This window comes from Variovorax sp. TBS-050B (assembly GCF_029893635.1).
In the GTDB taxonomy this organism is placed as follows: domain Bacteria; phylum Pseudomonadota; class Gammaproteobacteria; order Burkholderiales; family Burkholderiaceae_C; genus Variovorax.
Map to the genome: position 1 here is coordinate 2040625 of NZ_JARXYR010000002.1, position 24464 is coordinate 2065088.

Consider the following 24464-nt stretch of genomic DNA (forward strand, 5'->3'; position numbering starts at 1 on the left):
GTTCGCGGACGGCGCATGCTGGCGCCGCTGGCCGTGCTGATGCTCGTCGGGGTGCTGCTGCTGAGCTGGCTGCCGTTCGGCGCCGCCGCGCAGGGGCGGGCGGGCGCGTCGGTCACGCAGATGCGGCTCGAGCAGGCCGACGACGGCATCTATCTCACCGCGGCCGTGCAGTTCGAGCTGCCCTCGCTGGTCGAGGAGGTGCTCGACAAGGGCATTGCCGTCTACTTCGTCGCCGAGGCGGAAGTGTTCCAGGAACGCTGGTACTGGACCGACCGCAAGGTCGCGCAGGTCACCCGCCACATGCGGCTGGCCTACCAGCCGCTCACGCGGCGCTGGCGGCTCAACGTGTCGCCGGTGCCGATCACCGGCACCGCGGGCTTCGCGGTGTCGCTGAACCAGAATTTCGACAGCCTCGGCGACGCCATGGATGCGGTCAAGCGCATCGGCCGGCTGCGGCTGGGCGACGCGGCCGACATCGGCGACGAGTCGCTGCACCAGGTGGTGTTCCGCTTTCGGCTCGACACCTCGCAGCTGCCGCGCCCGTTCCAGATCGGCGTGGTCGGCCAGGCCGACTGGAACATCGTGGCCGAACGCGCCGCGCGGCTGCCGCTGGAGAAGCAGCGGTGACCGGCAAACCGCGCAGCGGCGCAGCGGCCACGCCCGCCGCGCGCCGCGCGCGCGCAATGCGCTGGGCCATCGGCGTCGGCGCCGCGCTGGTCACGGCCATCGGCCTGGTGCTGATGTTCCTGCTCGCGCAGGCCACCAACAACCGCGCGCTCTACGAACGCTATTACGTGCGGCTGTTCGGCATCAACGTCGTGGTGGCGGTGCTGCTCGTGCTCGTGATCGGCTGGGTCGCGTTCCGGCTGCTGCGGCGGTTGCGGCAGGGCAAGTTCGGCAGCCGGCTGCTCATCAAGCTCGCCGCCATCTTCGCGCTCGTGGGCGTGGTGCCGGGCGCGCTGGTGTACGTGGTCTCCTACCAGTTCGTCGCGCGCTCGATCGAAAGCTGGTTCGACGTCAAGGTCGAGGGCGCGCTCGACGCGGGCCTGAACCTCGGGCGCGCCACGCTCGACTCGCTCTCGGACGACCTCGCCGCCAAGACGCGCGTCGCGAGCGCGCAGCTGGTGCAGGTGCCCGACGCCAGCGCCGGCCTCGTGCTCGAGCGCATCCGCGACCAGCTGCAGGCGAGCGACGTCATCCTCTGGAACAACACCGGCCAGCTCGTGGCCAGTGCCGGCACCTCGCGCTTCCAGCTCAGCCCCGAGCGGCCCACCATCCAGCAGCTGCGCCAGGTGCGCGCCGACCGCGTGATCGCGCACATCGAAGGGCTGGACGAAACCGCACCGCCCGGCGCCAACCTGCCGCCGGCCAGCGTGCGCGCGCTCGCGATGGTGCAGCGCCCCGGCTTCGACTTCGACACCGCGCCGCGCTTCCTGCAGGTCACGCAGCCGCTGCCGCCCGCGGTGGTGGCCAATGCCCTCGCGGTGCAGGAAGCCAATCGCGAATACCAGGAGCGCGCCCTGGCCCGCGAGGGCCTCAGGCGCATGTACATCGGCACGCTCACGCTGAGCCTCTTCCTCGCGGTGTTCGGCGCTGTGCTGCTTGCGGTGCTGTTCGGCAACCAGCTCGCGCGGCCGCTGCTCGTGCTGGCCGACGGCGTGCGCCAGGTGGCCGCGGGCGACCTGCGACCGACCGCGGTGCTGCAGGGCAAGGACGAGCTCGGCGGCCTCACGCGCTCGTTCGCCGTGATGACCCAGCAGCTCGCCGAAGCGCGCGGCGCGGTCGAGAAGACCATGGGCCAGCTCGACGCCGCGCGCGCCAACCTGCAGACCATCCTCGACAACCTCACCTCCGGCGTGATCGTGCTCGATGCGCAGGGCACCATCCTGTCCACCAATCCCGGCGCCACGCGCGTGCTGCGCGCGCCGCTGGCCGCCTACGAGGGCATGCCGTTGGCCGAGGTGCCGGGCCTCGCCGACTTCGGCAATAGCGTGCAGCAGCAGTTCGACGAGTTCCAGGTCGAGCGCCTGCAGCACGGCCTCGACCACTGGCAGCATGCCTTCGAGCTCCATGCCACCGGCACCGACCTGCCGCAGCAGGGCAGCAGCGCCATCAACATCGTCGCGCGCGGCGCCGAACTGCCCGGGGCCGCGCGGCTGCTCGTGTTCGACGACATCTCCGAGATCGTCTCGGCCCAGCGCGCGCAGGCCTGGGGCGAAGTGGCGCGCCGGCTCGCACACGAGATCAAGAACCCGCTCACGCCGATCCAGCTCTCGGCCGAGCGGCTCGAGATGAAGCTCTCGGGCAAGGTCGCCGCGCCCGAGCAGGCCGTGCTCGTCAAGTCGGTCAAGACCATCGTCGACCAGGTCGATGCGATGAAGCGGCTGGTCAACGAATTCCGCGACTACGCGCGCCTGCCCGCGGCCGACCTCAAGCCCGTCGATCTCAACGCGCTGCTCGTCGACGTGCTGCAGCTCTACCACGCGGAGAACGCGCCGATCGCGCTGCGTTCCGAGCTCGACGAGCGCTGCCCGCCGATCCGCGGCGACGCGCAGCAGATCCGCCAGGTCATCCACAACCTGCTGCAGAACGCGCAGGATGCGGCCGAGACCGCCGCCAGCAGCACCGGCCGCGCCGGCGAGGTGGTCATCCGCACCCGGCTCGGCGACTCGGGGCAGCGCGTGCGCCTCACGGTGCAGGACAGCGGCCCCGGTTTTGCCGAGCACATTCTCAAGCGCGCCTTCGAGCCCTACGTCACCACGAAAACAAAAGGTACAGGTCTCGGGCTCGCGGTCGTGAAGAAGATCGCCGACGAGCACGGCGCGCGCATCGAGCTTTCCAACCGCGTTGTCGATGGGGCTGTAGCGGGGGCGCAAGTCTCGCTATCATTCGCGCTGGCAGGCGACTCGCAAGCAGCGGTCGCTCACACCGAAGATTCGAAGTCTTCCGCCGCCTGAGCGCGAAAGAACCCCCTCGCGCACCGGCGATGGCTGACTGGCGACGCTACACACATTGCAGACACCGGCGCGGACAACACACAGCACTCATGGCAAACATTCTCGTGGTCGATGACGAGCTGGGCATTAGGGACCTGCTCTTCGAAATTCTCAATGACGAAGGCCACAACGTGGAGCTTGCGGAGAACGCCTCCGAAGCGCGTGCCGCGCGCCAGCGCGCCCGGCCCGACCTCGTGCTGCTCGACATCTGGATGCCCGACACCGACGGCGTCACGCTGCTCAAGGAATGGTCCGCCGCCGGCCTCCTGACCATGCCCGTCATCATGATGAGCGGCCACGCGACCATCGACACCGCCGTCGACGCGACGCGCATCGGTGCCTTCGCCTTCCTCGAGAAGCCGATCACCATGCAGAAGCTGCTCAAGAACGTGGAGCAGGGCCTCGCGCGCGAGAACGCACGCCGCGTGGCCGCCGGCATCGTGCCGCCGGCCTCCGGCGCCAACCAGCCCGCCGCCATCACCACCACCGGCGACAGCCTGCTGCTCGCTTCGCTCGCCTCGGTGCCCGTGCCCGATGCCGGCCCGCAATCGACCCAGAGCTTCGACCTCGACCGCCCGCTGCGCGACGCGCGCGACGGCTTCGAGAAGGCCTATTTCGAGTTCCACCTCGCGATGGAGAACGGCTCCATGACCCGCGTGGCCGAGAAGACCGGGCTGGAGCGCACCCATCTGTATCGCAAACTCAAACAACTTGGCGTCGATCTTTCCAGAGGCCGCAGAAGCGCTGTATAATTTAAGGCTCCATACCAAGGCCCGGTAGCTCAGTTGGTAGAGCAGCGGATTGAAAATCCGCGTGTCGGTGGTTCGATTCCGCCCCAGGCCACCACTCTTCTAAGCCCTTGATTCTTAACGGAATCAGGGGCTTTTCAGTTGTGGCGCTTCGCTATCCGCTTGATTTGGTACACCAAGCAGGTACACCGTGGCCTCTTCGCTCCATAGAATCGGCGGCGCATCAACTGCTCGCCGACGCTCGTTCATGGCCCAGCCGTTCAAGTCCCCGACTGGGATCTATCAGTTGCGCCGCAAGGTGCCACCCGAGTTGCGATCTGCGCTCGGCCACGAGTACAAGAGATCGCTCAAGACCCGCGACCCGTCCGAAGCGAAGACGAGATTTGCCGAGGAGTGGGCGAGATCGGACGATGCTTTCGCGCTTGCTCGGGCTCAATCAAAAGGTCTCGACGCCCTGGGTGAGCGAGACACCCAGCAGCTGGCCGCGCGATGGTTTCGGGCCGAGGCGCAGAAGCTTGAAGCGTCAGGTAACTTCGTTGTTTGGCTGTTTGAAGCCGAGAGATGGATCAATGAACTGGGCGATCAGCACGTCGAACACACTCGGCTTGCTGGTGCTCGGCAGGCGTTGGACGAAGGGTTCCTGGAAGAGCATGACTTCGCTTCTCGTGTGACTCGCAATGTCGCGGCCACGCTGCGGTCCAGTGGAGTGCCTTTGCCCGCAGACGCCGAACGGCGAGCGCGCCTTGAAGCGGCATTTCGTGAACACTGGCTCAAGCTATCAGACCTCGCATTCAAGCGCTACGAAGGTAACTGGACGGCCCAGCCCGATGTTCTGCCGCATGAGCCGCTGATGATTGAGGCCAAGCGAAAGGTGTCGAAGCAGCACACAAAACTGCTCGGTCTGTTCGAGACCTACAGCGCTGACAAGAAGCTCAACGATGGCGACACGCGGGGTGTGCGCAAGACGCTGGACGGCTACGAAGCAACGCTTAAGCAGTTCATCGAACTCTGCGGCGATCTTCCAATCGAGAAGATCAGCCGCGAAACCGTCCGTGCGTATCGGGCCTATCTGGCTCAGATGCCCGCAAAGGGCGACGGCATTCGCAAGCTATCGGCAAAGCAACTAATTTGCAAAAGCCGAAGCCGAAGGGTTGCCCAAAGTTTCTGCGCCAACCATCCGAAACAAGCTGCGTGCTCTATCCGCTGTACTCAGTCACGGCGTGAGGCTGGGGTTGCTGGCGGAAAATCCGGTCATCGCAGGTGGCATCGGCAGGGCTGCAGCGAAGGCTGCTGGCAGTCGCGGTGCTGCATCGCGGCGGCGCAAGGACTACACCAAGGATGAACTGCGCCGAATCTTCATGAGCCCGATCTTTACCGAGGCGGGATGGTCTGCGCCTCGCGCGGATTTCGGTAGGGCATGGTACTGGATGCCGCTGCTGATGTACTACACGGGGGCGCGACGCGAAGAGCTGGCACAACTCGCCGCGAGGGACGTGCGGATCAGCAGCGAGGGGATTCCCTGTCTGAGCATCCTTGCGATGCCAGATGAGGATGACCCAGACCGCGGAGTGAAGACGGAAGGAAGTCGGCGGATGATTCCGCTCCATCCTGATTTGGTGGAGCGAGGGTTTCTCGAATACGCGCAAAGTGTCCCGAAGGGTGGGCAGTTGTTCCCCAAGCTGAAGCCAAGTCCCGCTGGCTTTTACGGAGCGAACTTCGGCAAGCGCTGGGCGGCATATTTGCGTGATGTGGTGGGTTTGGATACTTCAGTCAGCCCTTCGCATGGCTTCCGCCACACGTTCAAGACGTTATGCCGCGAGGTAGGCATTCCTGAAGACGTACACGACGCGATCACTGGTCACGCCGGGGCTGGAATGGTGGCGCGCGACTATGGGCAAATGCCGCTGGTGCGTATGGCTGCCGAAATTGCTCGTTACCCATCTGTAGAGGCTTTGGCCGAGGCGGCCTATGCTCTTTACGGCTAGCGACTGCGTCAAAGGGGGTAAGCCCAGGCGTGCGGTTGCTCGCCTGAGCAGAAGGAGTGGTTAGGCTGTTTCCAGAGAGAGTTCCGGCATGAGTGTCGTCGCAGCTTTCTGTATTGCAGCGTAAGCCGCTTCCTCTGCCTGTAGTTCCGCCTCTAGTGCAGCTACCGTTTCGTCCACGAGCCACGACGGTGCCGCGCGGCCTTGGCGACTGGAAATGCTTTTGTCTTGCGCATGCCTACGCATGAGCAGGTACTTCGTTGAGGCATCAACTTCTTCTCCCATCACTTCCGTTGATGTCGTTGCCGTCCGTTGGAAGGGCCTGCCTAGCAGCGTATCTCCAGCAAGGATGCCAGCCTGTTTTAGCGCCGGAATGTATCGCCGCACATCGCTAGACCTCTTGTTATTGAGGTCTGCATACCAGCGGCAAAGTGTGTCGATGCCTGGCGTGATGTCGCGACGCCGGTTCGCAAACTTCAGAACGAAGGCCGCAAACCGGCGGACTTCGGGCCTTAAGGAATTCAGCGCTTTGGCGCGGGCGGGCAAGATGGTGGAAAGGTTAAGGGTGCGGACATCCAACTCGTCTGCGGGGATGATTTCTCCCGTTGCGAGGTCCACGTACTCGCATATCGAGCGAATGGTTCCGGCCTTGGTCTTCGAGACGGACAGGATGGCAAGGGTTCGTGCGTCCAGCTTCTCGGTCCGGTAGGACCGAGTGACAGTCTTGTTCTGCAAACATGTTCCTTTCAAAATCAGGGGGAACGCCGGAAAACCAGCATTCATGCGGGTTCCAGCCCGATGAAACTGCGCGAAAAGCGCAGATCGGTGCCCAAAGAATGAGCAATGGGGCTGGAGCGGAGCGAAATGGTCTGCGGTACTCGATGACGTGACGGCGTTGCGAGGCCGGCATGACTGGACGCAGGCAGTCAAGTGCGCTGCGCGAACGAGCTGCAATCCAGACTGGCGCGGCGAACGTGGTGTGTTCACTTAGGTGGTCTGATACCACCGCGATGCATTTAGAGGGGGCGCAAACCACGGCCGCTCGCAGGGCGTCGCCTGAGAATCGACGTTTTGCGCCTTGGCGTAGGCAGGGATGAACTCTCTCTTTTCGGACCTTGCTGCGGAACGCGGAGAGCGGGCGCGCGAAAGAGGGCGTCGGGCTCCAAATGGTGGTTCCTTGAGCAGGCCTTCGGCGTTGAGCGTTGACAGCAGTTCGGGCCGTATACGGTCGATTTTGGACGATCAGGGCGTCTGTACTGGTTGGCGGTGCTGTTAGGTATTGGGTAGCGTTTGGTTCTGGGGGGCCTAACTAGCAATGTCGATCCGCGATTCCTTCTGCCCGGTTTGTGTGGACACTTCTGTTCACAGCGGCAGTTCATCTTCTCCGCTCACTCTTCCGGCGCAGTGCTGATCCTCACCCAGCTAACGCTGCAGGCGGGCAGAGCGGTGCGCGGAGCAGTGGCGGACACGGGAGCCTACAGATAACTCTTCCGCCTGCCGCGGGGTCGGCGGGGCGTGATCCGTGGGCTCATTGGGTGAGGTTAGGCCGGCACGGGATTCGGCGAGGGGTAGGGGGGGCTGCAGAGTTCAGAGTCTTGTAGGTGGAGGCTCGGATACGCAGCTCATTTTTTGCTCGTTCGTCCGGCCGAGAATGGGGCGTCGAGACACAGAGGAGTTGACTATTGTGAGCAAGGCGAATATGGATTGACGAGCGTCCTTGGGGTGACCGTTCGAGCTATCCGAGCATGGAACGGTGTTGACTGACGGCTATATCCGTGAAGCCTTGCTCCGCATGTATCGGCGATATGTCAAGCAATGGAATGACATTGAACTGGATCGAGGTCGGAGCCTTTCGGAACATACTTCGTCGAAGGATGCTTCAAACCCGCGACGCCGATCACCTTCTCGCCGTCACGCAAGAGCGCAAGAGCGCGAGAGCGCGAGAGTTTGCCCTCTTGACGCGGCCTGCCACGTGCGACCTCGCCGCAACTGACTACGAGAGCCACGAAAGCTGCGAGGTCAGCCTCCCCACGGTTGGCGGGTGCCACCACGAGCACGCTCGGTTCAGCTTTTCCCATGGACACGATTGTGCTCGGCTCCCGAGCGAGGTCAGGGGGCCACGATAATCTATGGAATCTTGCCAACCTTTTCGTACCTGGACCAAAGGTGTCATTCCCGGTAGGCTCACGTCAGTCCTTTTGCACAAGAAATTCGTTCGATGAACCGCCTGTCGCAGGCCATCCCGCTGCCCTCCGCCCCGCTCGACTTCACCGGAACCGTCGAGAAGGTTCGCACCCGCCCTGACGGGCGCACCTTGGTTTTGACCGACGGCTTCGAGCTTGAAGTCCACCGCGCGTGCTGCGTCGGTGTGGGTGACGAGCTTCGCGTGACAAGGCGCTCGGGCCGGCTCAGGGTCGACGCGCTGTGCAGAAACGGGACTGCGGCGGTCCTGCCGGCCTTCCGAAGCACGCATCCGCTCCCCGCGCTTGGCGCACGCGTCGTCATCCGCGAGGCAAAGGACGCGGCGGACATGGAAGGCTACGAGCGGCTCGCTTCCTACCACTATCGGGCGAACCAGAGCTTCGGCCGAAAGGCGGTCTTGGTGGCTTACTTGGAGCGCGAGGGCCGCGAAAGCCTCGTAGGCTACCTTGAACTGAGCAACACGTTCGCGGGTCACAAGTCCCGGAACGACCTGTTGGACGCCGAATTCGAAGACGCCTCGGGTATCGGCTGGAAGCGGTGGGACATGAATGCCCGCGGGGTATATCTCAACGCGATCGCCCGCATTGGCCGCTGCGTGGTCCATCCTGAGTTCCGCGGGGCCGGGCTTGGCGTGTTGCTCTGCGAAGCCGCCATCGACTACTGCAAGTCCCATTGGCACATCTCGCGGATGAAGCCCCTCTTTCTGGAAATCACCGCGGACATGTTGAAGTTCGTGCCCTTCGCCGAGAGCGCGGGCATGACCTTCATCGGAACCACTTCCGGGAACATCGACCGCGTCCAGAAGGACCAGCGCTACTTGAACCGCGTCCTCTCGGACATCGAAGGCGGGCTGCGCGACAAGGAGAGCCACTCCGTGTTCTCCGCCAACGCGAAGTCGATGCTCCAGAAGCAGCGCGGGGACGTGGATCGCATTCGAAAGATCGCCGCCGAACAGAACCTCGATGTCGATCAAATGCTGTCCGTCTTCCTCTCGGCGGACACCGCCGACGGCATGTCGCCGACGGCGTATGGTCTCCTCTCCTCGCTTCTGCGGTTTCCGAAGCCAACCTATATGGCCGGCTTGACCAAGGACTCGATCGCCTTCTTGTCCAAACGCCTGTCGGAGAATCCTCCCGCAACGCCTGCGCCCGTCATCGACCAAGTCCGGCCCGACCCGCCGCTGCGGGAGACCATCGCCATCTCGGAGTTGACGATCGCCTACTCCTACGACATCACGCCCAGCTCGTGGGCCAACGCCATACAAGAAGCCTTCGGCATCGAGCTCGCCGTCAACTCGCATACCGGCGTCAGCGGCTTGACGATGGAAGTGGCGCCTCGAAGCGTCGTCTATGTGTGGGGCCCGTCGGGCTCCGGCAAGACAGGATTCCTGGAAGTGCTTATGGGAGCTCGCAAGGCCACTTCGGGCAAGTTGAAGGGGATCAAGCCGAAGGACTGCGCGGTCTTCTCCTTGGACTTCGACAACAGGCCCTCCATCGAACAGGTCGGCTCGACCGAGCTAGCCCACTGCCTGTTCAGCATGAACGCGGCCGGCCTCTCGGAGGCTGCCCTGTATTTCAAGCAACCCCGGATGCTCAGCGCGGGCCAGCGCCATCGCCTCGCGATCGCGCGAATGATCGCGTCGCGAAAGCCTGTGTGGATCATCGACGAGTTCTGCTCGGTGCTTGACGACACCACCGCCGCCATCGTCTCGAAGAACGTGGCCAAGACGGCTCGGGAGTTGGGCGTGACCGCGTTCATAGCCGGGCCACGCCGAGAGCCGGTGCTCTCCGCGCTCGCCCCATCCGCCATACTGAACTTGGACTCGCTGGGTCGTTGGACCGTGGAGACCTGCTGACACGTTGAGGAGCCTCATGAGCGACGCAATCAAACCCATCGGAGGGAACGCCTATCGAGGCAAGGAGCCCATCGAGGGCGTTTTCGTGGACGCCGCAGGCAAGCACCTAGTGGTGGGGCAGCGCGAGCAGTCCCGGCGCTCGGGGGCTTCGTTGTTCGTGGGCAAGGTCGCCGAGCGCGTGCCTTCGACCGAATACTTCGACTACAACGTCTGGCTGGACGCCGAGTTTCCACACGTCGTCTTCATCGCCGGCAAGCGCGGAAGCGGGAAGAGCTACGACCTCGGCATTCTGCTCGAAGGCCTCAGCGCCACCAGCGGAAACTTCTCCCAGCGGCCCGAGGGCTTCTCCTCCGTCCTTTTCGATCTTCAAAGTCAATTTTGGGCGCTGGGCGGAGGCCTCAACAGCCAGATGCCCGCGGACGCGGCTCAGATCGAGAAGCTGTCGAAGTGGAACCTGAAAGGCGAGGTTCGGGCCCCAGTGCTCTTCCTGCCCGTGGGCTCGCAGCCGATCACGGGGACAGAGCGGCCGTTGACGGTGCCGCCAAGCTCGTTGGAGCTCCCCGATTGGCTCTCGCTCTTGGGGACCAAGCGCTTCGAGGCGATGGGGCAAGCCATCGCGACGTGCCGGCAGATCGCGGTGCGCACCAAGCCGAACTTCGAGGTGTCGGATCTGGTGGCGATTCTGCAAAGGCCGCAGCAGTATCAAGATCTCGCGTCCTTCCAGCAGCAAACATTCGACGCCGTCATCTGGCGTTTGTTGGCGATTGCGGAGATGGGGCTGTTCCGCGCCGGCGAGTCCGTCTTGGACGAACTGCTGCGGCCGGACCAGTGCTCGATTGTCCTCATGCGGGACTTGCCTGAAGACCTCAAAGCGGTCACGGTCGCGGTATTGATGCGGCAAATCGAGCGGGCGATGTCGCGCCATCACCAGCAGCGCAAGGTCGCCGCCCGAGCGGGCGGCCCGGAGGATCGGTCGAAGCCCAGCAGGATGTGGGTGATGATCGACGAGGCCCACTTGGTGTGCCCCGCGGCGGACAAGACATCCGCCAACGAGGTGGTCGTCGACTATGTGAAGCGAGGGCGGGACGCGGGGCTGTCCCTCGTGCTGGCCACTCAGCAGCCTTCGGCGATCGACGCGTCCGCGATCAGCCAAGTCGATCTGACCATTCTTCACAAGCTGACGATCGACGCGGACATCGCCGCCGCGACAGCGAGGCTCCCGGCGCCGCTGCCAAGCACGACCCGGATCCGGGAGAAGGACATTTCAGACCCCAAGCTGTTGGTGCGCGAACTGTCGCCGGGCGAAGCGCTGCTTTCGGACTCCGAGGCGAGCAGAACCTTCATTCTCCGGCTGAGACCGCGAGTGTCTCCGCACGGCGGCGGGGAGCCGCTGCTGTGAAAACGGCGTTCGATCCGCTCCAGCGTCTCACGACGCAGGAGTCGATCCGCTTCGTCGGCACCATCGGCGGCGTTTCCACGAACGTTCCCGAGCACTTCTCGAACGCATTGGAGCTCTTCGTCGGTAGGGAGGTCCGCACCGCGGCGGAGCTCATTCAGAAAATCGTGGACAGCTCCGGCTGCACGATCAAGGTGGCGTCCGTTAGCGTGGACGAGGCGGCGGCGCTCGGGTTAATCGCTTCGGTTCCGGGGCCGACGTTGCAGCATCGTAAGTTCCTCCTCGACGACCAAGGGCGGGTTGTGAACGCCATGCGCGGGCACCGCGATTGGACCCTACCGGCTCGCAGGCGGCAGTTATTCCTTAGGCCGATGTTCGAGGCTAATGGCGACTACCTCTTGCAGGCCATGGCGGCGCTGGAGAGGGATCATGAGCCGGCGACCCCGGTCGCAGTGTTTCGCGACCTCGTCCACAAGATGGCGCAAGCCAAGGTCGATCAACTTCCGACGGGGCAGAGCGGGTCGAAGTGGGACGCCTATCGCCAATCGGTGATCGCTCGCAAGAAGTCCATCTTTGGGGAGCAGGGAGCGATCAGCGACGGAAGCTTCACGTTGGAGGCTCTGCAAGCGCAGCGGCGCAAAGCGTCCAAGCATCTGCTGGACTCGCTGCGGTCCAACGCGAAGTCGTCGCCGGGCACCAATGCCTCGCGAGGAGGCGCCGTCGGAGAGTCGAAGACTCTTGAACATCACTTCGCGCGTTGCCGCGCTTGGCTTGAATCGCTCGGACTGGCAGAACAGCGGCAGGGGCGTGGCACGCGACTGTCCGCCACTGGCGAATCGCTGCTGCACTATTTTCGCCAGCATCTCAGGGGCCCGGTGCTGAGCATCCCGCCTAGCGTGGACACGCTCTCGGACTGCTTTCGGCTGGAAGCGTCCGAGGCCAAAGAGTTATGGGGCGTTGCCGTCGAAGACGCGTTCTGGGAGAACGCGACCTTGACGCTGGAGCGAGCCGGCTCCTACACGCCGCGAGACACCGAGTTGAAGGAGCGCTTCGACCGCGCGTTCGATGCCGTGCGCGTCACCGGCATTCCGGAAGCTATGCTCTCGCCGCTGCGCCAAGCCTTGTTCTTCGGCTTCCTTTGGGACGGCAAACCCGTCGTCGACTTGGGGCCCTCGATCACGGGCGACACGAGCATTCCCGCTCGCCATCCTGACCAATATGGCTTCGGCCGCAACCGACAGGGAAGGCTCGCCTACCTTTTCCGGAAGTCGCCCGACGTCAAGTGAGTCCTTGGATGTTCTGCATATCCGACACGTCGATCTGACCGCCTTTGAGAACCACGTCAGCGGCCCCTTGCCACGCCCTGTTGGCATTTTGAATCAACTTGCGGGCGGTTCTGGGTGCCGTGGTCCGCTCGACGACTTCCTTCAAGCCGTCCACGGTGAAGGGATGCTCGGGGGATGGCGCTTGTGTGCCATTGCGGGCGTATTTCATGAGCTCGGTGAGAAATCGCGAGCCGTCGTCCACCTCGTCGTGCGAGCTCATGTGGATGGGGTTGGCGGTCACTCGGACCATGATGGCCTCTTCCAGAATGCCATGAAATAGGCTGGCGTTCTCCGCCGTCGCGCTCAGGAACAGGGCGAAGTGCTCGGTGCAACTGTTGAAGAGGTCGCGCAGACCCGTCCGAATGCTGACGAATTCGTCGGCCTTCATTTCCAGGAACTGCTCCATCTCGTCGACGAGAAGGTAGGCGGCGTCGAAGACCGGCGTGCCGGGAATCTCCGGATACTTGGTGGTGAGGACCGTGTAGATCGCCGCCAACGCTCGGAGCGCGTCATGGTCGTCCTCAATGCCGGAGTTTAGGTCGAAGGCTTTGAGCGCCGCCGGAGTGGCCTTGGACGCGAAGTAGTTCCAAGCTTGTCCGTCGTCTTGGACGAGCGCCTCGAAGACGTTGAAAATCTCGGGAAAGCGTGGGTAGAGCGTCTCTTGGATGTTGCTCTTGCACTCGGCTTGGGCTCGCTTCACGAAGTTGCCCATATCCTGCGTTTCCTGCGGGCTCGCCTTCTTGATCATCTCTGGAAGCTCGCGCTGAGTCTCATCGTGGATGTATTTCACGATTGGCTCCACCGCGGCGCGAAGCGGGTTCTTTCCAATCTGCTTGATGACCTCCTTGACGATGCCGTGGAAGGATCCCTTCTTCTCGACCTTCGGCTTGTCCAAGTAGGCGACCAGCGAGCGGCCCTCTCGCTTCAAGTGGTCGCGGAGGTACTTGAGCGCATGCGTCTTGCCGGACCCGTATTCGCCATAGATCAAAGCCAAGTGCGAGAGCTCCAACTGGGAGTGCCGGACCTCCTTGACGATCCGAAGCAGCTCGGTCTTGATCGTCGTCGAGCCCGCCCAGACTATGTTGTTGTCGACGGGCACGACATGGAAGGGGGCCCGGGCGAAGCAGCTCTTATGAAGAAGTTGTTGGTTGTCCATGTCAGCCTTATTGTGATTGGTTGTCGGCTCGCATCTGCTGCGAGGCCCATGTGTCGAAGTTGAGGGTGTCCACGTGACGACGAGCGCGCTCGAAGGATGTCTGCGCCTCTTCGAATTCCTGCGCCCTGTATCCGACCATCGAGGTTTCGAGGCTCTTGCCGTTGTGCGCGAGGTTGGTGAAGTTGTGCGAGCCCACCGCCCAGAAATGCCTCTGCGCCTCTCTTTCGAACAGGTAGACCTTGGAATGTAGCCTCGGGTTGACGTAGAGCTCAATATCCTCGGAGTGCAGCAGTTGCAGGAGGTGCTTCTTGGCCGCCAAGTCGTCGTCTTTGGGGCTGGGAGGTCGCGTTACTAGGCAGACGCGGCAGCCGCGCTTGCGCGCCTCGATCATCGCGGTGGAAATGGGCCCTAGGGCCCCATAGGACATGTCGGTGGCGAACGGCGCCACGATGCGGGCCGTGACTAGTTGCGGATCCTTCATCATCGAGAAGACCATCGGCGCTAGCTTGTCGTCGTGAACCGCCCGCGCCGCCGAGACGGGCTGCACGGGGGCGGGGCGCGGCCGGACCGGCAGCCCTGACTTCATCAATCGCGACAGCTTCCCCGCGGTCGCCTCGGCATAGGCCGGAACGAGGGGCAACCGCTCGGAGCGCTTGAACACCGCCGCTGCCAAAGGCACGAGAGCGCCTTCGATGTGAGCTTCAGTCAAGTCCTGCGCCACAAGCACGATCGGCAACTGGCCTCCTTTGTCGCAGCCGATCAATGCTTCTCCGAGGGCGTCGATCTCGCTCTCGGAGAGCTGTCCGGGGGTGGCGGCGGCAGCGATAATCACGCAGTTTTGAGAGCTTGCGATAGAGGCGCCAAATGCGCCCGGTTCGAAGCTGCTGAAGTCTCGAACATCCATCGAGGCGCCGGAGAGCGTGAGGCACCGCAACCCGAGGTCGTATGCCGAGGTCTCGTCGGTAACGCGCACCACCGTCGCATGCTTTGCAACTGACGCGGCGGCGATTTCCTTGTGGAGTTCATCGAGGGCTTGTTGGGTGCTGGCGAGCCCGACCTCGCCGCAGACAAGTTTGCAGTTGATCAAGCAGAGCAGCAGCGAATCGTGGCTGATGCTTTCTGTGACGTCGTGAGCGTTGGGGTCGCGGAAGACCTTGACCTGTTGCAGGCAGCGCAACAGGCCCTTCTTGCGCTCTCCGGCGGCCTGCGGCGGCATGTCGGCCGGCGGCGACAGGGTCAACGCGTCGTGGAACTTCTCGAAGACGCCGAAGAAGTCGGAGACGCCCAAGAGCTCATAGCCGTCCATGACGACCGTGGAAACTTCAAGGCTCGCTCGCGCCCGCTCCGCGTTGATCGTCATCCGCTCCCACTGCGTGAGGCCGGACTCCGGATCCTTCTTCCCGAACAGGCTTGCGAGCTGCTCTTCGGCTTTCTCGGCGAACTTGTCGTTAAGGCGCTCGCGGATGTGCTGCACCATCCCATTGCGGAAAACCCGCAATGCTCGCTTCAAGAGCACTTCGTTGTCGGTCATCGCCGGACGTCGGGGCTCGCGCCAACCGACCCGTGCGCTCCAAGCTGCGACGTTTTGCCCATGCCTCTCCTCGTACTGGACGCGTTTGATCGTCCATCGTAGCTGATTCGTGGAGCTACAGCGGCCTCCCGAGCCGAAAGGTAGGCCCTACCGGGAGAGCGCGGCGGTGCACCGATGCTTGGTCCAAGAATTTTGAACAATGCGATGCACGGTCCGACTGGGTCCCATGGGCTCATCGACCCCAGATTTTTCAACCACATGTTGGCGCCGACCGGAAAGGGAGCCAAGGGGGGCTCAGTTCTACTTCGGCGCGGACACATATTCATCAAGTTCACGGTGGCCAAGATGTCCGCACAGACCTTCTCAAGAGAGGCGAGCATGCTCAAAAGATCAGGGTCTTGGATCGGCACGGCCGCGACTATCCCGTTGGCTTCGCACTCGCGTTGCCATGCTGCTGCGTGGCTCGACGACTTGCCGCACGGGTCACTGTGCTGGCATGGGCTTGAGGTCGGTGGACTGAACCGAATGTCGCCTGAGCACGAGGGTACGCCGAGGCGGTACACTAAGCCTGTTTCAGTTTTGAAAAAACTCAATCAATCAATGGGCTAGCGAGGCTGTGGGCGTGTCGGTGGTTCGATTCCGCCCCAGGCCACCAAATCCGCAAGGCGCTGCAACTGACGAAGTTGCAGCGCCTTTGTCTTTGGGGGCGCTCAACTGGTCCGGCGCCTTCCGCTGCCGAGCCGATCGATAGCGATGGCAAAGCGTTCCTTTTTGTCTTTCAAGATGCAACGCGCCGCTCTGCCTACATCGATGTGCGCCCGACCCTACAGCGGGCCGGCCGGCGAACAATAAGCTGGGCTTTCCTCATTCCGCGGAAAGGCATGCCTATGAGCCGACCATCACCCGGCCATCGCCGATGGCCCGATCACCACATTCGCGAAGAGCGGCTTCGCGAGCCGATGGAAGTCGAGGTCGAGGGCGTCGTGGTTGCGAGCTCGCAGGACGTGATCAAAGTGATCGAAGACAAGGCACCGGACCGGTACTACTTCCCGCGTGCGGACGTGCGGATGGAGAAGCTCGCGCCGTCGCCCACCACCTCGGAGTGCCCGTTCAAGGGCACGGCCAGCTACTACAGCCTGGGGCTGGGCGAGCGTCGCCTCGAGGACTCGGTCTGGTCGTACGAAGACCCTTTCGACGAGCACCTCGCGCTCAAGGACCGCATGGCGTTCTACGACGACAAGTATCCCGAGATCCACGTCGCCCGCAGTTCGGGCCGCGCCGGCGCGGGAGGGTGAGGGCTCCGGGCGAGGCAATCGGGAAGCACACGGTGCCTCCGAAGCGCTCGGCGTCCACTAGCCGCCGCCTGCACGCCCCAAGACGGCGGCCCGCAAATCGTCCGGATGCAGCATCGCCTCGCGCGCCGTGCACGCGGTCTCGTACTGGTGGAGCGCGGCGCGCAGCCGCGGTGCGGTGACGAGGGCCTGCCAGACCGGCAGCAGCGATTCGTGCGGCGGCGGTGCCTCGTCGCGCGCGAGCCGCTGCGCATGCGCCCGGCTTGCGGGCTCGGCGAGCAGCACGGTCCTGGTCGCCGCGCTCAGCAGCGCGGGCGGACGCGGCTCGGTGGCCGCGGCGCAGCAGTAGATCACGCGCGGTGGCAAGGCATGGCCGATGGGCCGCAGCCCGCGCAGCGCACTGCCAAGCAGGCGCACTTCGCCGTCGGTCGAGCCGAATGCATAGGCGGTCTCTGCATCGGCCTCGGCGAGCCGGCGCAGGCCGCGCAGCAGGCGCGGGAGGTCGGAGGTGGCCGCGGCCGGCGAGGCCTTGATCTCGGCCAGCAGCACGAGTTCGAGCGCGCCGTCGGAGCGACCAAGGTGGCGCACGATCGCGGCGTCCCACTCTTCCTTCGCCTTGCTCGCGATGCCCGGAAAGCCGCGTGGCGTGCGCAGGCCGCGCACGACGCTGAATCCGCTGTCGCCGTGGTTCAGCATCTGGGCGATGTCGCGCAGTGCTTCGACGCAGACCCGTTCGGCCTGCGCGCCCTCGCTGGCGGCGGCCCGGCCGCGCGCCGCGGCGGCATCGCTGCCGGCGGGCGGTCCGCGCCGTTGCGCGAGCGTGCGGTAGCGCTGCACGTTCGCAAGCTGCAGCAGCGCATCGCCGCGCACGAGGCGCTGCAGCGCGGCATCCCAGGCAAGCTTGCCAAGCGCGGGCTGCTGTCGGGCGATCGCCTGTGCGAGCTGCGCCCATTCGCCCGCGAGCGAGAGCGCATGCAGCTGCGCGAGCGCATCGCGCGAGGCGCCGGCCGGCACCGGGCGCAGCTTGCCGGGGTGGGCGATCGCATCCACCGCGGCACGGACCGCACGCAGGTCGGCCGCGCGCTGGGCGGCGAGGCGCACATGCTCGGCGACGGCCGCATCCTCTGCCAGCATCAGCGCGGCCTGGAAGGCGGGATCGCCCGCATCGGGCGCGAGCGCTTCCTCGATCAGCCGCGCCAGCGCCTGCGTGAAGAGAACTTGCGCGTCCGCGGGCGGCGGCGCATGGGTTTCATCCGCGCGGCGTGCAGCGTCGATCGCGAAGGCGAGCGCCGTGGCCGCATCGCCCGCGGCGGCGGCAGCCGCTGCGTCGGCCGGCAGTGCCGGCATCCTGAAGCGGCGCGGCGCAGCCTCGAGCGCGGCGAGCAGGAGGGCGACGAGCCGCTGCGGTTCGGACGGCGCTGTGACGATCGGCATCCGTGCAGTTTGACCCAGTCGGCGGGCGCGGCGCGCGCCTGCGGCTAGACCGCGCCGTGCGCCTCCACGTACAGCGCATAGAGTGAATGGCTGCTCGTCATGTAGAGGCGGTTGCGCTTCGGTCCGCCGAAGGCGAGGTTGGCGCAGCGCTCGGGCAGGCGGATGAAGCCGATCGGCTTGCCCTGCGGGTTGAAGACCTTCACCCCGTCCATCTCCTCGGACTTGCCGAGCGGCAGGTGCGCCTTCATGCCGCCGCCGACGTCGGTGGGTTCGGGCGAGAAGGCGCCCGTGAAGCCCCAGCCGCACCAGAGGTTGCCGTCGCGGTCGACGCGGAAGCCGTCGAGCGCGCCCGGTCCGTCGGCATCGACGAGCTTGGTCTTGTTCGACACGCTCGCGCCGTCGGCCGACACGTCGTAGCTCCAGATGCTGCGGTTGGGCGTGCCCTTCCACTCGACGACGTAGAGCTTCTTCTCGTCGGGCGAGAAGGCGAGGCCGTTGGGGTTCACGAGGTCGGTGATCACGGCCGTGATCCGGCCGTCGCTCGCGATGCGGTAGACGTTGGTGGTGGGCTGCTCGGGCGTGGCCTTCGTGCCTTCCCACTCTCCGTTGATGCCGAAGGTCGGGTCGGTGAACCACACGCTGTCGTCGCCGCGCACCACCACGTCGTTGGGCGCGTTGAGGCGCCTGCCTTCGAAGCGGTCCGCCAGCACGGTCAGCTGGCCGTCGCGCTCGGTGCGCACCACGCGGCGCGTGACCGAGTGCTCGCAGCTGATCAGCCGGCCCTGGCGGTCGCGTGCATTGCCGTTGGTGTAGTTGACGTTCTGCTTGTGCACCGTGAACTTGCCGGTCTTCTCGTCGTACTTCATGAGCCGGTTGTTCGGGATGTCGCTGCACAGCAGGTAGCCGCCCTCGGGAAAGTACACCGGCCCCTCGGCCCAGCGCATGCCGGTGCCGAGCTGCTCGACGGTGCTGCTGTAGATGCGGTACTTCGCGAAGCTGGGATCGAGGATCAGCACCGAGGGATCGGGATAGCGCTGGTTCGGCTTGAACTCGAAGGACTGCGCGAGCGCGCCGCCCGCGAAGGCGGCGAGGCCGGCGCCCGCGGCGCCGCGCAGGAAGCGGCGGCGCGCAAGAGGAAGAAAGTTGTCGTCATCGTTCTGCATGGGCGGTCTGTCTCCGTTCGTCAGGGTGGATCGGCCGCGGGCTGCGGCCGCCGCGATCTTAAGGACGGTGCGCGCATGGCATTGCCAGATCCGCCATGCGGCGCAGAATGCCGTGGCGCGCGGACGGGCGCTGCGCCTACGCGGCGAAGCCGCGGTGCATGCGATGGTCGTGACGCCCGCTCGGGACGCAAACGGAAAGGTAACAGCTGCATGGATGCCCTCCTGCTCGCCAGAATCCAGTTCGGTTTCACGATCTCGTTCCACATCATCTTCCCGGCGCTGACCATCGGGCTGGCGAGCTATCTGGCCGTGCTCGAGGCGCTGTGGCTGCGCACGCAGCGCCAGGTCTACCTCGATCTCTACGAGTTCTGGATCAAGGTCTTCGCCGTCGCCTTCGGCATGGGCGTGGTCTCCGGCCTCGTCATGGCCTACCAGTTCGGCACCAACTGGAGCAACTTCTCGCGCTTCGCAGGCGGCATCACCGGCCCGCTGCTCGCCTACGAAGTGCTCACCGCCTTCTTCCTCGAAGCGGGCTTCCTCGGCGTCATGCTGTTCGGGCGCCAGCGCGTCGGCCCCGCACTGCACTTCGTCTCCACCCTCGCCGTCGCCCTCGGCACCCTCGTCTCCGCCACCTGGATCCTCGCCTCCAACAGCTGGATGCACACCCCCCAGGGCCACGCCATCATCGACGGGCGCGTCGTCCCCGTGGACTGGTTCCAGGTCATCTTCAACCCTTCCTTCCCCTACCGCCTGGCCCACACGGTGGTCGCCTCCTACATCGCCACCGCGCTCATGGTCGCCGGCGGCGCGGCCTGGCACCTGCTGCGCGGCAACGACAACACCCGCGTGCGCACCATGCTCTCGATGGCGCTGTGGATGCTGCTCGCGGCCGCGCCGATCCAGGCCGTGATCGGCGACCAGCACGGCCTCAACACCCTCGAGCACCAGCCCGCCAAGCTCGCCGCCATCGAAGGCCACTGGGAGCGCGCCCCTGAAGGCGAGGGCGTGCCGCTGATCCTCTTCGGCTGGCCCGACATGGCCGCCGAGACCACGCGCTATGCGCTGGAGATCCAGCGCGCGGGCAGCCTGCTGCTCACCCACAGCTGGGACGGCCAGATCCCTGCGCTCAAGGACTTCGCGCCCGCAGACCGGCCCAACGCCACGGTCGTGTTCTGGACCTTCCGCACCATGGTCGGCCTGGGCCTGCTGATGATCGCGCTCGCCTTCTGGGGGCTGTGGCTGCGCCGCGGCGAGCGGCTCTATGCGAAGCGCGGCTTCCTGCGCTTCGCGCTCGCGATGTCGCCCGCGGGGCTCGCGGCCATCCTCGCGGGCTGGTACACCACCGAGATCGGGCGCCAGCCCTGGATCGTGCAGGGCCTGATGCGCACGGCCGAGGCGGCCTCGCCGCAGCATTCGGCCGCGCAGGTGGGGTTCACGCTGGCGCTTTTCGTCATCGTGTACTTCGTGGTCTTCGGCGCGGGCACGGCCTACGGGCTGCGCCTGATCGCCAAGGGGCCGGCGAGCGACGAGGCCGCGCATCCGGCACGCGGCGGGCCGGGGGCGCCACGCACGCCGGCGCGGCCACTGTCGGCGGCGGATGCGCAAGACGATGCACAAGACGATGCCGCCCCGGTCGCGGCGCATGCCAAGGAGGACGAGCGCCATGGGCATTGACCTGCCGCTGATCTGGGCCGTGATCATCCTGTTCGGGATCATGATGTACGTGGTGATGGACGGCTTCGACCTGGGCATCGGGATCCTGTTTCCGTTCGTGCCGGCGAAGGAGGACCGCGACGTGCTGATGAACACGGTCGCGCCGGTCTGGGACGGCAACGAGACCTGGCTGGTGCTGGGCGGGGCGGGGCTCCTGGCGGCCTTCCCGCTGGCGTACGCGGTGATCCTGAGCGCGTTCTACCTGCCGCTGATCCTGATGCTCGTCGGGCTGGTCTTCCGCGGGGTGGCCTTCGAGTTCCGCTTCAAGGCGCGCGCGGGCAGGCGGCGCTGGTGGGACCATGCCTTCATCGGCGGCTCGGTGACGGCGGCCTTTTTCCAGGGCGTGACGCTCGGGGCCTTCCTGGACGGGGTGCCGGTGGTCGATGGCAACTACGCGGGCGGGGCCTTCGACTGGGTGTCGGCGTTCTCGCTCTTCACGGGCCTGGCGCTGGTGGCGGCCTATGCGCTGCTGGGGGCGACGTGGCTGGTGATGAAGACCGAGGGCCGGCTGCAGGACCGCATGCGCGCGCTGGCGCGGCCGCTGGTGTGGCTGATGCTGGCGGTGGTGGTGGCGATCAGCCTCTGGACGCCGCTCGCGCACGCGGCGATCGCGAAGCGCTGGTTCAGCTGGCCGAACCTGCTGTGGTTCTCGCCGGTGCCGCTGCTGGTGGGGCTGGTGACTTGGCGCCTCCTGCACGGGTTGAAGGGCGAGGGGCATGCCTCGCCTTTCGTATTGACGCTGGCGCTGCTGTTCCTGGGCTACACGGGGCTGGGCATCAGCCTGTGGCCGAACGTGGTGCCGCCGGCGATCAGCATCTGGGAGGCGGCGGGGCCGCCGCAGAGCCTGGGCTTTGCGCTGGTGGGGGCGCTGCTGATCATTCCGGTGATCCTGATGTACACGGCCTGGAGCTACTGGGTGTTCCGCGGCAAGGTGCGCCATGGCGACGGGTACCACTGAGCGCGAGCGCACGCGCGGCAGGTGGCTGCGGCGCTTCGGGTGGCTGGCCGCGATCTGGCTCGCGAGCGTGGGTGCGCTCGCGCTCGTGGCCTGGGTGTTCCGCTGGCTGATGGGCGCAGTCGGGCTGACTGCGCCTTCCTAGCGCGCTTCGCGTCAGGCGCTGCCGGCGGCCTGGGCCGGCGCCGTGCGGCGGCGGATCTCGCTCTGCAGCGCGCGCTGCCCTGCAGCGAGCGCGGCTTCGTAGGTGTCCGCCGGATCGAAGGCGTCGCGCAGCACCTTGGGATGGGTGCCGTTCGCGTCCGTCTCGAGCAGGCGCCACACATAGGAGCCCACCGCGGGCTCCTCGACGATGAGTTCGATGGGTTGGGTCATCGCCCCAAGGTGCACCCGGCCGCGTCCGCTGTCTGTAGGCCGATTTCGAATGCTGCGCGACTTCAGGCCGCACGCCGGCCCGCAGCGCGCAGCCGCAGCGCATTGCCGATCACCGACGCGGAACTCAGGCTCATCGCGAGCGCCGCGACCATGGGCGACAGCAGCCAGCCGGTGAACGGGAACAGCACCCCGGCCGCGAGCGGAATGCCGAGCGCGTTGTAGACGAAGGCGAAGCCGAGGTTCTGCTTCATGTTGGCAATGGTCTGCTCCGACACGAGGCGCGCCTCGGCGATGCCGCGCAGGTCGCCCTTGACCAGCGTGACCTGGGCGCTGTTCATCGCCACGTCGGTGCCGGTGCCCATGGCCACGCCCACGTCGGCCTTGGCGAGCGCGGGCGCATCGTTGATGCCGTCGCCCGCCATCGCAACGATGCGGCCCTCGCGCTGCAGTTTTTCCACCAGCGCGAGCTTGTCGGCCGGCTTGACCTCGCCGTGCACCTCGTCGATGCCCAGCCTGGCGGCCACCGACCGCGCGGTGGTGTGGCCGTCGCCCGTGGCCATGATCACGCGCAGGCCCGAGGCCTTGAGCGCCGCCAGGGCCTCTGGCGTGCTCGCCTTCACCGGATCGGACACCGCGAGCAGCCCGGCCGGCCGGCCGTCGACCGCGAGGAACATCACGCTCGCGCCTTCGCTGCGCAGGGCCTCGGCGCGCGGCTTGAGCGCATCGACCGCCACGCCGAGCCGCGCCATCAGCGCGGTGTTGCCGAGCGCGAGCCGGCGGCCGCCGACGCTGCCGCTCACGCCGATGCCGCTGGCGGACTCGAAGCCTTCCGCCGCGTCCAGCGGCAGCCTGCGTTCGCGCGCCGCATTCACGATGGCCTGCGCGAGCGGATGCTCGCTGCCCTGGTCGAGGCTGGCCGCGAGGCGCAGCACCTCGTCCTCGCCGAAGCCTTCGGCGGCCTCCGCGCGCTCGAAGCGCGGGCGGCCCTCGGTCAGCGTGCCGGTCTTGTCGACGATGAGCGTGTCGACCTTGCGGAAGTTCTCGATCGCGGCCGCGTCGCGGAACAGCACGCCCTGCGTGGCGGCCTTGCCCGTGGCGACCATGATCGACATCGGCGTAGCCAGGCCGAGCGCGCAGGGGCAGGCGATGATGAGCACCGCCACCGCGTTGATGAGCCCGTGCGTCCAGCTCGGCGCCGGGCCGAAGAAGCCCCAGGCGAAGAAGCTCGCCAGCGCGATGCCGATCACCGCCATCACGAAGTAGCCCGCCACCCGGTCGGCCATGCGCTGCATCGGCGCGCGCGAGCGCTGTGCCTGGGCCACCATCTGCACGATGCCCGCGAGCACCGTCTGCGAGCCCACCTTCTCCGACTGCATGACCAGCGCGCCGCTGGAGTTGAGCGTGGCGCCGATGAGCTTGTCGCCCGGGCGCTTGCTCACGGGCAGCGGCTCGCCGGTGAGCATGGATTCGTCCACCGCGCTCGCGCCCTCGACCACCACGCCGTCCACCGGAACCTTCTCGCCGGGCCGCACGCGCAGCCGGTCGCCCACGTGCACGTGCGCGATGGGAACGTCCTGCTCGCTGCCGTCGGCACCGATGCGGCGTGCGGTCTTCGGCGCCAGCCCGAGCAGCGACTTGATGGCGGCCGAGGTCTGCGAGCGCGCCTTGAGTTCGAGGATCTGGCCCAGCAGCGTGAGCGAGATGATCACCGCCGCCGCCTCGAAGTACACCGCCACGCGGCCCATCGACATGAACGACCGCGGAAACACGCCGGGCGCCACCGTCGCCACCACGCTGTAGACGAAGGCCGCGGCCGTGCCGAGGCCGATCAGGGTCCACATGTTCGGGCTGCGGTGGACCACCGACTGCGCCCCGCGCACGAAGAAGGGCCAGCCCGCCCACAGCACGACCGGCAGCGACAGCACCAGCTCGATCCAGCTCTGGGTGGCCATGTCGAACCACTGCAGCCGGTGGCCCGCCATCGCGAGCACGGCGACCGCGACCGTGAGCGGCAGGGTCCAGAAGAAGCGCCGCTTGAAGTCGCGCAGCTCGGGGTCTTCCTCGCCCTCGTCGGTCAGGCCCGGCATCTCGGGCTCCAGGCTCATGCCGCATTTGGGGCAGTGGCCCGGATGGTCCTGCCGGATCTCCGGATGCATCGGGCAGGTGTAGACGGTGCCGGCGGGCGCAGGGGCGGCTGCCGCGGGCGCGGCGGGATGGTGGTGGCGATGCCCGTGGTGGCCCTCGTGATCTGCGTGATCCGCGTGATCCGCGTGCGGGGGATGGCGCGTGTCGTTCATCCGGGTTCTCCTTCGAAGAACCGCAGTGTCAGGCTTGACATCG

19 protein-coding genes and 1 tRNA gene are annotated in these 24464 nt (G+C 65.9%); 13 read left to right on the top strand and 7 right to left on the bottom strand.

The window, feature by feature from the left end; all coding sequences use genetic code 11:
• The first annotated feature begins 15 nt into the window (after nucleotides 1-15).
• The 6 genes from M2165_RS12585 to M2165_RS12610 all read left to right on the top strand — a co-directional run bounded on the left by M2165_RS12585 (nucleotide 16) and on the right by M2165_RS12610 (nucleotide 5730).
• Entirely contained in the window at nucleotides 16-627 is a 612-nt protein-coding gene (locus M2165_RS12585; RefSeq protein ID WP_280814958.1) for a DUF4390 domain-containing protein, read from the top strand.
• Nucleotides 624-2957 (top strand): ATP-binding protein, encoded by a 2334-nt coding sequence (locus tag M2165_RS12590; protein ID WP_280814959.1) that lies wholly within the window; start codon nucleotides 624-626, stop codon nucleotides 2955-2957. Before M2165_RS12585 ends, M2165_RS12590 begins: the two co-directional genes overlap by 4 nt.
• An 89-nt stretch (nucleotides 2958-3046) precedes the next feature.
• A complete protein-coding gene (locus M2165_RS12595; protein ID WP_280814960.1) occupies nucleotides 3047-3748 on the top strand; it encodes a response regulator in 702 nt (233 codons plus the stop codon).
• An 18-nt stretch (nucleotides 3749-3766) separates the two neighbouring features.
• Nucleotides 3767-3842, top strand: a tRNA-Phe gene (locus M2165_RS12600).
• Nucleotides 3843-3992: 150 nt separating this feature from the next.
• Entirely contained in the window at nucleotides 3993-5087 is a 1095-nt protein-coding gene (locus M2165_RS12605) for a DUF6538 domain-containing protein (protein WP_280814961.1), read from the top strand.
• A 16-nt stretch (nucleotides 5088-5103) separates the two neighbouring features.
• Nucleotides 5104-5730, top strand: coding sequence for a site-specific integrase (locus tag M2165_RS12610; RefSeq protein ID WP_280814962.1), 627 nt, complete (start codon nucleotides 5104-5106; stop codon nucleotides 5728-5730).
• Nucleotides 5731-5790: 60 nt separating this feature from the next.
• Here the strand turns inward: M2165_RS12610 and M2165_RS12615 are convergent, their stop codons facing one another.
• The gene (locus M2165_RS12615) at nucleotides 5791-6510 is read right to left on the bottom strand and encodes a hypothetical protein (protein ID WP_280814963.1); all 720 of its coding nucleotides are present in this window, start codon (nucleotides 6508-6510) and stop codon (nucleotides 5791-5793) included.
• 1435 nt (nucleotides 6511-7945) lie between these two features.
• Here M2165_RS12615 and M2165_RS12620 point away from each other — a divergent pair.
• Genes M2165_RS12620 through M2165_RS12630 form a run of 3 tightly spaced genes read left to right on the top strand, consistent with a single transcriptional unit; the run spans nucleotide 7946 to nucleotide 12466 of the window.
• Entirely contained in the window at nucleotides 7946-9784 is a 1839-nt protein-coding gene (locus M2165_RS12620; protein WP_280814964.1) for a GNAT family N-acetyltransferase, read from the top strand.
• A 16-nt stretch (nucleotides 9785-9800) separates the two neighbouring features.
• Nucleotides 9801-11183 carry a DUF87 domain-containing protein gene (locus M2165_RS12625; RefSeq protein ID WP_280814965.1) on the top strand — a complete coding sequence of 461 codons (1383 nt, stop codon included), beginning with the start codon at nucleotides 9801-9803 and terminating at the stop codon, nucleotides 11181-11183.
• Entirely contained in the window at nucleotides 11180-12466 is a 1287-nt protein-coding gene (locus M2165_RS12630; RefSeq protein WP_280814967.1) for a hypothetical protein, read from the top strand. Before M2165_RS12625 ends, M2165_RS12630 begins: the two co-directional genes overlap by 4 nt.
• Here M2165_RS12630 and M2165_RS12635 read toward each other — a convergent pair.
• Both M2165_RS12635 and M2165_RS12640 read right to left on the bottom strand, forming a co-directional pair.
• Nucleotides 12459-13661: a hypothetical protein gene (locus M2165_RS12635; RefSeq protein ID WP_280814968.1), complete on the bottom strand. Its 1203-nt coding sequence runs from the start codon at nucleotides 13659-13661 to the stop codon at nucleotides 12459-12461. The genes M2165_RS12630 and M2165_RS12635 overlap by 8 nt on opposite strands.
• 7 nt (nucleotides 13662-13668) lie before the next feature.
• Entirely contained in the window at nucleotides 13669-15192 is a 1524-nt protein-coding gene (locus M2165_RS12640; RefSeq protein WP_280814969.1) for a phospholipase D-like domain-containing protein, read from the bottom strand.
• 887 nt (nucleotides 15193-16079) lie between these two features.
• Here M2165_RS12640 and M2165_RS12645 point away from each other — a divergent pair.
• The gene (locus tag M2165_RS12645; protein ID WP_280814970.1) at nucleotides 16080-16487 is read left to right on the top strand and encodes a DUF427 domain-containing protein; all 408 of its coding nucleotides are present in this window, start codon (nucleotides 16080-16082) and stop codon (nucleotides 16485-16487) included.
• 57 nt (nucleotides 16488-16544) lie between these two features.
• Here M2165_RS12645 and M2165_RS12650 read toward each other — a convergent pair whose 3' ends face one another.
• Together M2165_RS12650 and M2165_RS12655 are read right to left on the bottom strand one after the other, a co-directional pair.
• Nucleotides 16545-17918 carry a hypothetical protein gene (locus tag M2165_RS12650; protein WP_280814971.1) on the bottom strand — a complete coding sequence of 458 codons (1374 nt, stop codon included), beginning with the start codon at nucleotides 17916-17918 and terminating at the stop codon, nucleotides 16545-16547.
• Nucleotides 17919-17962: 44 nt separating this feature from the next.
• Nucleotides 17963-19081 (bottom strand): SMP-30/gluconolactonase/LRE family protein, encoded by a 1119-nt coding sequence (locus M2165_RS12655; protein WP_280814972.1) that lies wholly within the window; start codon nucleotides 19079-19081, stop codon nucleotides 17963-17965.
• 210 nt (nucleotides 19082-19291) lie between these two features.
• Here M2165_RS12655 and M2165_RS12660 point away from each other — a divergent pair, with 210 nt between their 5' ends.
• From M2165_RS12660 to M2165_RS12670, 3 genes are read left to right on the top strand one after another with little or no spacing between them, the layout of a single operon-like run.
• Nucleotides 19292-20755: a cytochrome ubiquinol oxidase subunit I gene (locus M2165_RS12660; RefSeq protein WP_280814973.1), complete on the top strand. Its 1464-nt coding sequence runs from the start codon at nucleotides 19292-19294 to the stop codon at nucleotides 20753-20755.
• On the top strand, nucleotides 20745-21752 hold the full coding sequence (gene cydB, locus M2165_RS12665) for a cytochrome d ubiquinol oxidase subunit II (protein WP_280814974.1): 1008 nt from the start codon (nucleotides 20745-20747) through the stop codon (nucleotides 21750-21752). The genes M2165_RS12660 and cydB overlap by 11 nt, the downstream gene beginning before the upstream one ends.
• Complete coding sequence (locus M2165_RS12670; protein ID WP_280814975.1) at nucleotides 21733-21894, top strand: DUF2474 domain-containing protein; 162 nt, start codon at nucleotides 21733-21735, stop codon at nucleotides 21892-21894. The genes cydB and M2165_RS12670 overlap by 20 nt, the downstream gene beginning before the upstream one ends.
• Before the next feature lie 11 nt (nucleotides 21895-21905).
• Here M2165_RS12670 and M2165_RS12675 read toward each other — a convergent pair whose 3' ends face one another.
• Nucleotides 21906-22124: a hypothetical protein gene (locus M2165_RS12675; protein ID WP_280814976.1), complete on the bottom strand. Its 219-nt coding sequence runs from the start codon at nucleotides 22122-22124 to the stop codon at nucleotides 21906-21908.
• Between the two features lie 62 nt (nucleotides 22125-22186).
• Complete coding sequence (locus tag M2165_RS12680; RefSeq protein WP_280814977.1) at nucleotides 22187-24421, bottom strand: copper-translocating P-type ATPase; 2235 nt, start codon at nucleotides 24419-24421, stop codon at nucleotides 22187-22189.
• Between the last annotated feature and the right edge of the window lie 43 nt (nucleotides 24422-24464).